The sequence below is a fragment of the Gordonia sp. PS3 genome, from assembly GCF_041950545.1.
Lineage (GTDB): Bacteria > Actinomycetota > Actinomycetes > Mycobacteriales > Mycobacteriaceae > Gordonia > Gordonia sihwensis.
Genome location: NZ_CP169524.1, coordinates 1,697,746 through 1,710,895, shown reverse-complemented (window position 1 = coordinate 1,710,895; position 13,150 = coordinate 1,697,746). Strand labels below are relative to the sequence as shown.

Sequence of the window (13,150 nt, the reverse complement as noted above, 5' to 3'; positions counted from 1 at the left end):
AGGCCGCCTGCGTCACACCGGGATCCGTGCCCCCATCACGACGAGTTGCTCGCGCGGAAGCCGGAAGTAGTCACTCGCGTCCGACGACACGTGCGAACTCGCCAGAAACACTCGCTTGCGCCAGCCCGCCAGGCCCGGTTCGTCACTCAGACGCAACTCCACAGTCGACAGGAAGTACGTCACTGCCGCGGGGTCCACACCCACCGGAAGGTCACGTATCGCACCGAGAGTCGCCGGGATGTCCGGCGGCTCGGCATACCCGAAGCGGACGACGACGGCGCTGATCCCCTCGTCGTCGGCACCGAGGTCGATTCTGCGGACCCGCGCCGCAGGATCGACGCGGGGCGCGGTAGCGACCTCCACCGACACGAAGAGGACCTGCCGGTGCCGGACACGGTTGTGATCGACGTTCGCCCGGAACGCGAGCGGTGCGCTGGCCGGGTCGCGATTGAGGAAGACCGCCGTGCCGTCCACCACGTCGACCTCGCGCTCCCCCGACCGCAGCGATTGGAGGAACTCGTCGACGGGGCCCTCGAGCAGCGATCGACGAGCCGCTACCAGCAGGCGACCGCGCCGCCACGTCGTCATGATCGCGAAAGCCGCGAGAGCGATGACCAACGGCAGCCACGCCCCGTGGACGAACTTGGTGATGTTCGCCGCGAAGAACAGCAAGTCGACGGTCAACAGTGCGGCCGCGGCGGGCGCCAGCAGCCACCACGGGATCCGCCAACGGTGCCGTGCGACGACGAAGAACAGGATCGTGGTGATCGCGATGGTCCCGGTGACCGCCATGCCGTACGCGTAGGCGAGGGCGTCGGAACTGCGGAATGCGAACACCAGGGTGATCACCGAGACCATCAGGAACCAATTGAGCCACGGAACGTACACCTGCCCGTACTCGCGGTCGGAGGTGTGCACCAGGCGTAGACGAGGCATGTAGCCGAGACGAGCCGCCTGCGAGGCGACGGAGAACGCACCGGAGATCACCGCTTGCGCCGCGATCACCGTCGCCATCGTCGTCAGCATCACGAGCGGGATCTGCCCCCACTGCGGGCTCAGCAGGAAGAACGGCGCGCTCAGATTGCGGACGTCGTGAAGCACCAGGGCGCCCTGACCGAGGTAGCAGAGTGTCAGGGCCGGCGCGACGATCAGGATCCATGCGGTGGAGATGGGTCTGCGCCCGAAATGGCCCATGTCGGCGTAGAGCGCCTCGGCCCCGGTCACGGCGAGCACGATCGCGGCCAGCGCGAAGAACGCGACGTGGAAATGACCGGCGACGAAACCGACCGCGTAGGTCGGCGACAGTGCGCGCAGGATGCCGGGTTCGGCTGTGATTCCGTGTATTCCGAGCACCGAGATGACGACGAACCACGCCGCCATCACCGGCCCGAAGTAGCGACCCACGCCGCCGCTGCCGAACCGCTGGGCGAGGAACAGCACGAAGACGATCAATGCGGTCAGCGGGACCACCCAGGAATGCAGCTCCGGATCGACCACTTTGAGGCCCTCGACGGCCGACAGCACCGAGATCGCGGGGGTGATGATGCTGTCCCCGAGGAAGAGTGCGGCTCCGAGGATGCCGAGTGCGGAGAGCACGATGAACGTCCGCGGATCGATCTGTTCCACCCACCGTTTCAGGAGGGTCATCAAAGCGAGAATCCCGCCTTCGCCGTCGTTGTCCGCGCGCATGGCGAGCAGCACATACGTGAGGGTCACGATGATCATCACCGACCAGAAGATCAGAGAGACCACGCCGTAGACGTTGTCGGACGTCGGCGCGATCGGGTGCGGGTCCCTCGGGTCGAAGACCGTCTGAACGGTGTAGATCGGACTCGTCCCCAGGTCTCCGAACACCACGCCGAGTGCACCGACGACCATCGCCGCTCGCAGCGGTCGCACCGCGCGCACTGCCTGTTCAGACATTCCTCGGACAGTACCCCGGACCGCGCGCAGACGGGGCCGGTAACGGCACGTGCGAACCCCCGGCGCGGACGACAAATCCGCGACACCCTTGCGCGGCGGTGAGCGGGCCAGATAGCCTCGTGCGAATTAGAACGTGTTCTAGTCTGCTGGGACGGGGCACGCCAGATCACCGGGCACTGTGGTCTGTCACGTCGGGAATGAGGATGCACATGAAGGTCGCCGTCACCGGAGCTGCTGGATTCGTCGGAACCAACCTGGTCAACCAGCTCGTCGCCGACGGGCACGACGTCGTCGCCATCGACCGGGTGTCGCCGGCGCACGGCCTCGATCACCCGCAGGTGACCTGGACTGCCGCCGACATCTTCGACCACGACGCACTCGTCGCCGCGTTCGACGGCGTCGACACCGTGTATCACCTCGTCGCGATGATCACCCTCAAACAGCAGGACGAACTCGCCTGGCGAGTGAATACACAGGGCGTTGCATCCACCGCTCGAGCCGCGCTCGCCGCCGGTGTGCGACGCTTCGTCCACTGCAGCTCGATTCACTCCTTCGACCAGTACACCGACAACGGGATCGTCGATGAGAACTCCGCGCGCTCGGAGAATCCCGCGCTCCCGGTGTACGACCGATCGAAATGGGCGGGCGAGCAGGAACTGCGCAAGGTGATCGCGGACGGGCTCGACGCCGTGATCTGCAACCCGACCGGTGTGTACGGTCCCGTCGACCACGGACTCTCACGCATCAACGGCATGTTGCGCGACGCGGCGCAGGGCAGAGTCCCCCTGTTCGTCGAGGGCAACTTCGATCTTGTCGACGTCCGTGACGTGGCCAAGGGCCTCACCCTCGCCGCCGCGCACGGCGCCACCGGCGAGAACTACCTGCTCGGCGGTGAACAGGTCTGCCTCTTCGAGGCCATGCGCGCCGTCGCAGAGCTCTGCGGGCGATTCCGCCCGCTGTTCGCCGTACCGCTGCGTCTGCTGAACGTGGTGGTCCCCATCGCCGAACCGATCAGCCATCTGTTCGGCTCCGACCTCGTCTCGCGTGCGTCCATCGCGGCGCTGGTCGCCCAACCCGTCGTCGACATCAGCAAGGCACGGACACAGCTCGGCTACGAGCCGCGGCCGTCCGCGGACACTCTCGCCGACCTCGTCTCCTTCCTGTGCGACTCGAAGCAGATGGGTTCCGCGCGCCCCCGGTCGGGCCGCGCGTTCGAGTCGGTCCTCCCCACCCCGGTCGGCTGACCCCGCCCCAGCCCCTCCAAGAACTCCCGCGCTGCTCGTCTCGCCCCCCACCCGGGCGAGGCGAGCAGCGTTTTCGCATCTCACCATTATGCGACAGTCGCAAAATTATTATTGCGACGAGGTCTGGTGAGCGAGCGATCCCGCCGGGCTGATCTTCAGGCTTACTGCGAGCGACCCCGCGAGGCCCAATCTTCGCGCTCACTGAGCGAGCGACCCAGTCAGGCCTCATCTTCAGGCTTATTGAGCGAGCGCAGCGAGTCGAAATGAACCACCACCATCACAGGAACGACCTCACCCCCACTGCGCTCGCTCGACCAGCCTGAGCGGACCACTCGAATTCGGGAGTGTCGCAAAACCAAGACCCGCTACTTTTGCGATACATTATGAGACATGAGAGACGATGAGGCCGTCGGCGCCGGGTACCGACTCGGCTATGCACGAGCGCCCGGAGGGTCTCAGCGACTCGAGGCACAGATCGATACGCTCACCGATGCCGGCGTAGAACCGTCGCGGATCTACAGCGACAGGTCCGGCGCCGGTACCCCTTCCTCCGAGCGCCCCGGCTGGGCAGCGCTGCTCGACTACGCGAGGCCCGGAGACACCGCCGTCGTCGTCGGCGTCGACCGACTGGGCCGCACCGCACGCGAAGTGCTCTCGAGTGCGCGCGAACTCACTCGGCGGCGGATCGGACTGCAGTCGCTACGCGAGGGAGTCGATACCGCAGACCCCGCCGGAGCGATGATCGTCGGTGTCCTGGCGTCCCTCGCCGAGCTCGACGACGAGGAGCCGACATCGGAACACCGTCGGTCTCCGCATCGGCGCTCCCACGCCGCTTCCGGCGTCGGCCGGCCCCGCGCGCTGGACGAGACCCAAGCCGCCGCCGCCGAGCGCATGCGTGCCGCCGGCCATCCCGTACCCGCGATAGCCGCCGAACTCGGAGTCAGCCGAGCCACCCTGTACCGAACCCTCGCTGAAAGACGAACCCGCCGATGACCGCTCACTCCGCCGACCCTCAGACGACCGCGCCGCTCAGCGGTCACGCCACCGTGACGCGTCTGCCGACGTCGTATCCGCTCGTCGATCCGGAACTCGACGCATGCCTCGATCCGGACCTCTTCCAGCAGGGGTTCGACGAGTCGCTCGCCTACCTGTCGAGCCTTCCGTCGACGTGGGCGCGGCACCACGCGGCGTCAGTTCTCGAGAACGGCACCGACCCCGACGACGACCTGAGCTATCAGCGCGGTTACCGCGCCGGCCTCTACGGATTCCTTCGCCACGGGACCCCCTGACATCCCTCGCGTCGGTCTTACCTGCCGCGCGGCGTGAGAATGACCACGGGGATGTCCCGATCGGTCTTGCGCTGGTAGCCCTCGTATCCGGGGTTGATCTTCACGATCGACGGCCACAGCCGCGACTTCTCCTCGGCGCTCGCCCGTCGCGCGGTCCATGAGGTCGTCGTACCGTCGACAGTCACCTCCACGTCGGGGTTCGCTGCGAGGTTCTTGTACCAGTCGGGGTGGTCGGAGTGTCCGCCCTTCGAGGCGACGACCACGATCTGATCGGCCGAGTAGATCGGTGCCGTGAGCATCGTCGACCGGCGCTGCCCCGACTTCCTTCCGATCGTGTGAAGCTCAAGAGTCTGCATCCCCAGCATCCGCTTCGGGAAGCGTCCGCCAGGTGATCGCCAGGAACGCGCGATGACCGTTCTCCAGAACCCAGGCACCGGCGGACGCGGTCGTGTCAGAGAGCTTCATGCGGCCCATTGTGCCGGAACGGCGCGTGCAGCGCCCTCGGCAGTCATGGATGACCGCTCAACCGACCGAACAGGTCACCATTCGTAGAATTCCTGCCCCGTCTTGCGGCCGAGATGCCCGGCTGCCACCTTGTCACGGAGGATCGCGGGCGGCTCGAACCTCGGTCCGATCTCCTTGGCGAGATGCTCGGCGATGGCGAGACGGACGTCGAGTCCGACGATGTCCGTAGTGCGCAAGGGTCCGGTGGGATGCTTGTAGCCGAGGGTCATCGCCGTGTCGATGTCCGCCGCGGAGGCGACACCTTCCTCCACCATCCGCATCGCCTCGAGTGCGATCGCCACTCCGAGCCGCGACGAAGCGAACCCCGGCGAGTCCGTGACGGTGATACCGGTCTTCCCGATGTCGCGCACCCACTGCTGAGCATCGGCGACCAGTGTCTCGGACGTCTTCGTGCCGACGACGATCTCGACGAGGTCGCTGGCCGGCACCGGGTTGAAGAAGTGCAGACCGATGAACTTCTCCGGTGAGGTGAGTGAATCGGCCAGACCGTCGATCGACAGCGAACTGGTGTTGGTCGCCACGACGGCGAGCGGAGCGGTCTTCTCTATGCGCGCCAGGACCTCCGCTTTGACCTCGACGATCTCCGGCACCGCCTCGATGACCAGTCCGCATTCGGCGAGGTTCTCAGCGCCGGTGGTGACGTCGGCTCGGCGAAGTACGTCGTCGACGGAATCGGCGAGCACGCCCCTCTCCGCCGCTTTGGTCAGACTCGAAGCGATCCGATCGCGAGCGCGGTCGGCGGCGGAGTCGTCCGCTTCGATCACCGTGACCGCGGTGCCGGAACACAGGAAGGCGTGCGCGATCCCGGCTCCCATCCGTCCGCCTCCGTACACCCCGACCCTGGTGGGCAAGCTCATCTTCGTCTCCGTCTCTTGCATGGTCTGGTCCGGCCTGCGGGAGTTCCGCAGCACCTCGATGTAGTCGTCGATACATGACATGGCGCGTCGATTCAGCCCGCGCCACCGACTCCGTCAGTCAGCGATTCCCGCAGTCGGAACTTCTGAATCTTGCCGCTGGGCGTGATCGGCAATTCACCGCGCGTGACAATACGTTCGGGGAGGTAGTGCTTCGAGAGCCCTTGCGCGAGAAGGTATTCCGACAGCCCTGCGAGCGTGCGCGCGGGCCGGCCGTCCTTCATCACGAGCACCGCGCAGACACGTTCACCGAGCCGTTCGTCGGGAATGCCGATGACGGCCGTGTTCAACACGTCGGGGTGGTCGAAGATCAACGACTCGATGTCGGTCACCGGGACGTTCTCGCCGCCCCGGATGACGATGTCCTTGCTCCGTCCCGACAGGGAGATCCAGCCGTGTTCGTCGATGCCGGCTCGGTCGCCGGTCGAGAACCACAGTCCCGGGCGATAGTCTCGCGTTGTGGCATCGGGTCGGTCGAAGTAGCCGTAGACCACACCTGGGCTCCGCATCAGGAGGTCGCCGACCACTCCGGCCGGGCACTCGTTGCCGTCGACATCGACCACGCGCATCTCCGAGCCCTCGAAGACCGACCCGTCGGTGCGCAGAATGGCGTCCGACTCCTTCGGCGTACACGAGACGAGGATGCTGCACTCGGTCATCCCCCAGGCGGGAGCCACGTAGGCGCCGAGAGCCTCCGCGGCTTGGACCGGCAGATTCCGCGGTACCGACGATCCGGCGATCACCAGGCACGAGAGCGGGTTGTCCGCATCACCGGCGAGATCGGTGCGCATCATGTCCTGCAGGAACGTGGGTGCGCCGAAGAAGGTGGTCACCCCTTCCTCCCGGATCACCTGCACGCCCCAGTCCGGGTCCCATCGGTCGACGTGCACGGCGGTACCGCCGAGAACGACGGTGAACACGATGCCGGCGCCACGAGCTCGCCGCCGGTCTTGTACAGTTCTCGTCTACGGCCTGGACAAGGCCCTGGAGGTCGAGGTGATCGGCGGAGACGGCACCGGCGCCCACCTGACCGGACTCCTCAACACCAGCGGCGTGCAGATCCAGGCGTTCGCCACCAACGCCCTGACGTCCATCCGTAAGGCCATCACGGCCCAGGAAACCCTCGGCTACGAGCCGAGCGTCCTGTTCATCTCCCCGGCCGATTGGGAGGCCGTGGAACTCCTGGCCACCTCGGACGACGCCATCGCATTCCGAGTCGTCCCGATTGACCTCATGGAACGTGAGCTGTGGGGACTCCGCGCGGTCCTGACCACCGCGCTCCCGGCAAAGACAGCCGTGGTCCTGGACCCGTCGGCAGTGAGCGTGGACGTCGTGGGCGCGGCCGTCGATATCGAGTGGGACACCTCGGGCGAACTGTTCGAGCGCAACCAGACCCGCGTCCGTGTCGAGGGCCGGTTCGGCGTGAGCGTCTACCGCCCCGAGGCCATCGTCAAGGTCGGCACCGCCGCCTGACAATGACCCTCTGACTCCGAGGCCCAGGTTCCGCACTCCGCCGCGCGGCGCCTGGGCCTCGGTTCCGTTTCAACACAAGGAGATTCACGCCGTGGGCATCATGGACCATATCCCGCACTTCGGCATGGAGTGGAGCGGATCACGAGTCACCTGGCTGGCGAAGAACCTACCGTTCGTTGGGGACGTCGATCTCAGTTCCGCTGGCATCTCCCCGTTCCGCGATGGCGGCCAGATTCCGAACTTCCGCAACGGGGGCCAGATCCCCGACGACCGAGCCGCCCGGCCCCAAGTCTCACTAGCCCGTCTCCACCGCCAACACGGCACCAGCGGAGAGCGCGCGACGTCTGCGCAGCGAGCCGGCGGAGCACTCCCGACCAACCGCGCCCAGGCCACGGAGGCCAACATGGCCGCCCGCCGGCGCCAGGGCGGGGCGTCGGCACCGACCCGACGCCGGCCGAACCCACCACGAGCTCCACGGCACTCCGCCGGCCAGCACACCGGCATCGGCGCCGACATGGCCGCCCTCACTCCGGCATCGGCCGGACTCAGCGGAGGCGGACCCGTCGGACTCCACGCCGTCACCGGCGCGCGGCGCCAGAAACACGAGTTCTGTCCCGGCGTGGCCTGACCGTCATGCGCGGCCGGGATCACCACGCCTGTGAGGTAACGCGCTACCGCCGAAAGAGCTTCGGATTACTCGCCATGAGGTCCCGCGTGCGCTCGCCCAAGTGATAGAACTGGGTGGACTGACAGATCCACCTCGTGGGCGCTTTAGAACCTGCTACCCGGTTGAGTAGAGCACACATCAGGAGTATCCGTCCGCTCCTCATCAGGGTCGAAACCTCGTACGAGTCATACGAAACCAATGGGTCGTGTTTCAGAGCTGTGTATCGGTCCCAGAACAGACGCGCCCACTTGCACTCATCACCACCGACGAACTTCCGGAACGCTGAACCAACGTGCATAGCCAGCAATTCGGCGTACCCCTTGTTCTTGACCTTGGTCCACTTCGGCCTCGTAGTCGACTCCTTCTTGCACGCTCCGACCCAGTACTCGATAGCGACGGCGATGTTCATTAGCTCGACCTCGACCGTCGTCATGCCGAATCGGCGAGCGCTGGTCAACGGCCCCACCGCGCGGGGATGCGTCTCAGCCAACAACAGCCATCGCCGCACGCCTGGCGCACCACCAATTGCCCCGAGTGAGAAGGCCGGCCGCTCGGACTTCTCCGAGGCGCGCTTTACCCCCTCGGGAACGTCCATGAGCGAATTGCTCCACAGCGCACCCTTGCTCGGCTCAACGTCCTTCCGGTAGTGAGGGACTAGCGAACCGCCGACGCACGGGACGAAAGCGTCGTAGGCCAAGTTGATTAGATCCTGGAAGGCAATCACCGGGCGAATGAGTTCATACCATGTACCGGGCCTAGATCTGGTGATGGTGAATGTCAGTGGTGTCGACGCCGAGAACTGATCGAACTGGCGCTCGCTAGCTTCCCAACTGACACCAATCTCCAGGGTCCGCCGGTCGCTGATCTCCGCAGTGATCGGAGTCACCCGGCGAACCGTGTAGGTCATTGTGTTGACCCGGCCGTCTGGCTGCCGGTCGTAGTCGATGTGAGCGCCCTTCGCTCCGCTCCACATGACAAGTCCATAGAAGTTCGCGGTGATCGAGACAACCTTCGCACTGGCTAGCTCGCTCGGGTCAACACCGACAACGAATCCGCGCGCGAGGTAGGAGCGTACAGAGATCTTGTTACCCCCCATTACGCTGTTCTCGGGGACACTTCGAATGTCGTAGGCAACCGTCCCGCCGACCTCAGTAGCGCCATAAACGGCGTCTGGCATGGGAGTACTCCCCGGCTGTGGGAGTCCCTCGTCGGGTCGTTTGATAGTCCGAATGGCGAGGTAGTCGTCCTGTTGCTCGGCATGCCCTTGCCAGGAGGTGTCGGCTCGGTTGTAGGTCGCCAGGTCTACCCAAAAATGACCCATAGTTCCACCGAGAGTCTCATCTACCTTCTTGTCCACCGCGTAATCAAAGCACGGACGAAGATTGCGGATTGACGCGCAAGAGTGGGCACGTAGAGGGCACACACGACTGTGACCAGCACATAAGTGCTGGTCACGACGTCGGGCTGACAGGATTTGAACCTGCGACCACTTGACCCCCAGTCAAGTGCGCTACCAAACTGCGCCACAGCCCGTCTGCTCCGCCTGGCGAAGCGAATTCACCTTAGCTCACCCGACGGCCAGACTGCTAATCGCCTGCGTACGGCTACTTTTCGGCGCGCTGACGGTCGACCGCGATCCAGATCGCGGAGACGATCAGAGCCCCGATGATGGAGCCGATGATGCCGCTGGGACGGAACTCGATACCGTCACCGGCGATCAGGCTGATCAAGAGTCCGCCCACGAATGAGCCGATGAGGCCCGAGGCCAGAGCCATGCCCCAGTTGAGCCCCTTGCGGCCGGTTCCGAGGATCAGTTGGGCGGCAGCACCGATGAGCATGCCCCAGAGGACGATTCCGATGATCAACATGCCGGAATTGTGCCACAGCGCCCGAGCACTACTCGTACTCAGGCGCTGTGGGCACGTAGTTACTTCTTTCGGTCGCGCTTGTCGCGCACACGGACGTTGATCCGCACGGGCGAACCGTCGAAGCCGAACCGCTCGCGCAGTTTCCGCTCCAGGAAGCGGCGGTACCCCGCCTCCAGGAAGCCGGTGGTGAACAACACGAAGGTCGGAGGTCTGGTCGCGGCCTGCGTGGCGAACATGACACGCGGCTGTCGCCCTCCGCGCACCGGCGGCGGCGTGGCGGCGATGATCTCCTTGAGCCACGAGTTGAGCTGACCGGTGGAGATGCGCTTGTCCCACGACTCCAGCGCGCCCTCGAGCGCGGGAACCAGCTTCTGGACGCTCCGCCCGGTCATCGCCGAGATGTTCACCCGCCGTGCCCATGGAACGCGCGCCAACTCACGGTCGATCTCGTTGTCGAGTTCGTAGCGGCGGTCCTCGTCGACGAGGTCCCACTTGTTGAACACGACGACGAGCGCACGACCGCTGTCGACGATCATCGACAGCACGCGCAGGTCCTGCTCGGTGATCGTCTGACTGGCATCGATCAGCAGCAGAGCCACCTCGGCCGAGTCCAGTGCCGCACGGGTCCGCAGCGACGCGTAGTACTCGTGCCCGGTGGCGTTCCGCACCTTGCGGCGCAATCCGGCGGTGTCGACGAACTGCCAGGGCTTGCCGCCCAGTTCGATCAACTCGTCGACGGGGTCGACGGTGGTGCCCGCGACGTTGTCGACCACAGCGCGTTCCTCACCGGCCAACTTGTTCAGCAGCGAGCTCTTACCGACGTTCGGCTTTCCGACGAGCGCGACACGCCGCGGACCGCCGACGGCGAATCGTTCGCGCGGCGACTCCGGCAGAACCTCGAGGATCTTGTCCAGGAGATCTCCGGTACCGCGGCCGTGAGCAGCCGAAATGGTGTGCGGCTCCCCCAGCCCGAGCGACCACAGCGATGCAGCCTCGGCTTCCATCCGCTCAGAGTCGACCTTGTTCGCCGCCAGCAGCACCGGGGTCTTCGACCGCCTCAGCACACGGGCGACGGCCTCATCGGTGGCAGTGGCGCCGACGGTGGCGTCCACGACGAGGACGATCGCATCAGCCGTGCGCATCGCGTACTCGGCCTGGGCGGCGATCGCCAGGCCCATCCCCTTGGCATCCGGCTCCCACCCACCGGTGTCGGTGACCATGAACTGGCGGCCGATCCAGTCGGCCTTGTACGACACACGGTCACGCGTGACACCCGGGACGTCTTCGACGACCGCCTCACGACGACCGAGAATGCGGTTCACCAAGGTCGACTTGCCGACGTTCGGCCGTCCCACGATCGCGACCACCGGCAGTGCGGCGCTCTCTCCCGCGGCGTCGTCGGTCACGAAATCGGACAGGTCCCAATCGCCCTCGTCCGACCATGTGCCGTCGCCGGCCAGGTTGGGGTCGGCGAACTCGGTGGAGAAATCGTCACTCATGGGCGGACTCCGATCCGCTCGGCGACCAGCTCGGCGAGCCGGTCGATCACTTGCTCAAGGGTCATGTCGCTGGTGTCGACCAGCACCGCGTCGTCGGCCGCGCGCAGCGGCGACACCGCTCGGGTCGAATCCAGATGGTCGCGACGGTTCACGCTGTCGAGGACCTCGGAGAGAATGCTCTCGCGGCCGGCAGCGAGATTCTGCCGGTGACGCCGCTCGGCCCGGGCCTCGGGCGTCGCGGTCAGGAACACTTTGAGTGCGGCGTCCGGGAATACCACGGTGCCGATGTCACGTCCTTCGACGACCAGGTACGCGTCGTCGGCGTGCGCGCGCTGCAGTTCGACGAGCTTCTCGCGCACCCGCGGGTTCGCCGACACCGCGGACACCGCCGCGGTGACCTCGTCGGTGCGGATCTCTCGGGAGACATCTTCACCGTCGAGGAACACCTGGGTGTCCCCCGCGTCGTCGCCGCCGGCCGTCAGCCGGATATCGGCGGCGTCGACGATGTCGCCGACCTCGTCACCGTCGGGCCGAACTCCCGCCCGCAGGACGGCGAGCGTCGCGGCACGGTACATCGCTCCGGTGTCGAGCATGTGGGCCCCGATACGGGACGCCAGCTTGCCCGAGACCGTCGACTTGCCGGTTCCCGCAGGGCCGTCGATCGTGACGACCCTCATCGGCTCAGCAGCACTCGGTTCGCTGACGCCGGTCACATTCCCACCGCCTTGTACAGCGCGCCGATCTCCTTGTTGTCGAGGACGCGCAGGCTGCCGGGACGCTGCTTGCCGAGCGCGACCGGACCGATGTCGGTACGGACCAGTCGTGTCACGGGGAAACCGACCTCGGCGAGCAGGCGACGCACGACTCGCTTGCGCCCTTCGTGCAGGGTCAGCCGGATCAACGACTTGCCCTGATTCACCTCCAGGAGCGCGAACGAGTCGACGCTCACCGGGCCGTCCTCGAGCTCCACTCCCCGACGCAGCTCTCGACCGAGACCGCGGTTGACCTCGCCGCGCACCGTCGCCAGGTACGTCTTCGGCACCTCGTACGACGGGTGCATCAGGCGATGCGCGAGCTCGCCGTCGTTGGTGAGCAGGAGCAGTCCTTCGGTGTCGGCGTCGAGCCGCCCGACGTGGAAGAGGCGCTGACCGGCCATCACACGCTCGGCGACGATGTCACCGATGCAGGGTCGGCCGTGCTCGTCGCTCATCGTGGAGTGCCAGCCCTTGGGCTTGTTCAGCGCCAGGTACTGCTTGGACTCGTCGATGACGACGCGGGCGCCGTCGACCTTGATGATCGCGGTGTTCGGGTCGATCCGCAGTCCCTGCTCGACGACCACTTCGCCGTCGACCTCGACACGTCCGGCGGCGATCAGTTCCTCGGCGCCTCGACGGGAGGCGACGCCCGCCGCCGCGAGGACCTTCTGCAGTCGCATCCCGTCGGAGACGTAGGTGACGCCGTCGCCCTCCACCTCAGCCACCTGGTGCCGGGCGGGTTTGGAGTTGTTGAGGCGGATCTTGCCCGACTCGACGTCGACGCGGGAGCTGCCTTTGCGATGCGGCTTGCGGCTCGACAGCTGCTGTCCCGGACCACCGCGTTTGGCCGGCGCGCCGCGCTTGCCCGAGGGAGCGCCCTTCTTGCCTGCCACGTTCTTGCCGCGTGCATTCTGTTTGTCCGACGACGAGCGGTTGGTCCCGCTCCCTCGTCGCTTTCCCGGTGTGCCGTCTCGGCTAGCGGATGCCATGAAG

13 protein-coding genes, 1 tRNA gene and 1 pseudogene are annotated in these 13,150 nt (G+C 66.2%); 5 read left to right on the top strand and 10 right to left on the bottom strand.

Annotated features, from left to right (window positions below):
• Positions 1–12: 12 nt before the first annotated feature.
• On the bottom strand, positions 13–1,923 hold the full coding sequence (locus ACE11G_RS07895) for a potassium transporter Kup (protein WP_039866859.1): 1,911 nt from the start codon (positions 1,921–1,923) through the stop codon (positions 13–15).
• A gap of 209 nt (positions 1,924–2,132) precedes the next feature.
• Here ACE11G_RS07895 and ACE11G_RS07890 point away from each other — a divergent pair, with 209 nt between their 5' ends.
• From ACE11G_RS07890 to ACE11G_RS07880, 3 genes are all read left to right on the top strand, one after another.
• A complete protein-coding gene (locus ACE11G_RS07890; protein ID WP_006895119.1) occupies positions 2,133–3,167 on the top strand; it encodes an NAD-dependent epimerase/dehydratase family protein in 1,035 nt (344 codons plus the stop codon).
• A gap of 390 nt (positions 3,168–3,557) precedes the next feature.
• Positions 3,558–4,160 (top strand): recombinase family protein, encoded by a 603-nt coding sequence (locus ACE11G_RS07885; protein WP_006895120.1) that lies wholly within the window; start codon positions 3,558–3,560, stop codon positions 4,158–4,160.
• On the top strand, positions 4,157–4,456 hold the full coding sequence (locus tag ACE11G_RS07880) for a hypothetical protein (RefSeq protein ID WP_375003998.1): 300 nt from the start codon (positions 4,157–4,159) through the stop codon (positions 4,454–4,456). Before ACE11G_RS07885 ends, ACE11G_RS07880 begins: the two co-directional genes overlap by 4 nt.
• Before the next feature lie 17 nt (positions 4,457–4,473).
• Here ACE11G_RS07880 and ACE11G_RS07875 read toward each other — a convergent pair.
• The 3 genes and pseudogenes from ACE11G_RS07875 to ACE11G_RS07865 all read right to left on the bottom strand — a co-directional run bounded on the left by ACE11G_RS07875 (position 4,474) and on the right by ACE11G_RS07865 (position 6,815).
• Positions 4,474–4,930, bottom strand: a pseudogene (locus ACE11G_RS07875) (nitroreductase/quinone reductase family protein).
• Positions 4,931–4,995: 65 nt separating this feature from the next.
• Positions 4,996–5,838 carry a 3-hydroxyacyl-CoA dehydrogenase family protein gene (locus ACE11G_RS07870; protein WP_045538900.1) on the bottom strand — a complete coding sequence of 281 codons (843 nt, stop codon included), beginning with the start codon at positions 5,836–5,838 and terminating at the stop codon, positions 4,996–4,998.
• Positions 5,839–5,930: 92 nt separating this feature from the next.
• Positions 5,931–6,815 (bottom strand): AMP-binding protein, encoded by an 885-nt coding sequence (locus ACE11G_RS07865; RefSeq protein ID WP_231650261.1) that lies wholly within the window; start codon positions 6,813–6,815, stop codon positions 5,931–5,933.
• Position 6,816: 1 nt separating this feature from the next.
• Here ACE11G_RS07865 and ACE11G_RS07860 point away from each other — a divergent pair, with 1 nt between their 5' ends.
• Complete coding sequence (locus ACE11G_RS07860) at positions 6,817–7,368, top strand: phage major capsid protein (protein ID WP_081598069.1); 552 nt, start codon at positions 6,817–6,819, stop codon at positions 7,366–7,368.
• 91 nt (positions 7,369–7,459) lie between these two features.
• A complete protein-coding gene (locus ACE11G_RS07855) occupies positions 7,460–7,996 on the top strand; it encodes a hypothetical protein (protein ID WP_006895126.1) in 537 nt (178 codons plus the stop codon).
• A 43-nt stretch (positions 7,997–8,039) separates the two neighbouring features.
• Here the strand turns inward: ACE11G_RS07855 and ACE11G_RS07850 are convergent, their stop codons facing one another.
• From ACE11G_RS07850 to ACE11G_RS07825, 6 genes are all read right to left on the bottom strand, one after another.
• Entirely contained in the window at positions 8,040–9,392 is a 1,353-nt protein-coding gene (locus ACE11G_RS07850; RefSeq protein WP_375003997.1) for a HEPN domain-containing protein, read from the bottom strand.
• Positions 9,393–9,494: 102 nt separating this feature from the next.
• Positions 9,495–9,568, bottom strand: a tRNA-Pro gene (locus ACE11G_RS07845).
• 71 nt (positions 9,569–9,639) lie between these two features.
• On the bottom strand, positions 9,640–9,903 hold the full coding sequence (locus ACE11G_RS07840) for a hypothetical protein (protein ID WP_045537997.1): 264 nt from the start codon (positions 9,901–9,903) through the stop codon (positions 9,640–9,642).
• 59 nt (positions 9,904–9,962) lie between these two features.
• Positions 9,963–11,402 (bottom strand): ribosome biogenesis GTPase Der, encoded by a 1,440-nt coding sequence (gene der / locus ACE11G_RS07835; protein WP_006898304.1) that lies wholly within the window; start codon positions 11,400–11,402, stop codon positions 9,963–9,965.
• The gene (cmk, locus tag ACE11G_RS07830; RefSeq protein ID WP_278127438.1) at positions 11,399–12,079 is read right to left on the bottom strand and encodes a (d)CMP kinase; all 681 of its coding nucleotides are present in this window, start codon (positions 12,077–12,079) and stop codon (positions 11,399–11,401) included. The genes der and cmk overlap by 4 nt, the downstream gene beginning before the upstream one ends.
• A 32-nt stretch (positions 12,080–12,111) precedes the next feature.
• Positions 12,112–13,146, bottom strand: a complete 1,035-nt coding sequence (locus ACE11G_RS07825; RefSeq protein WP_045537995.1) for a pseudouridine synthase — start codon at positions 13,144–13,146, stop codon at positions 12,112–12,114.
• Positions 13,147–13,150: the final 4 nt, after the last annotated feature.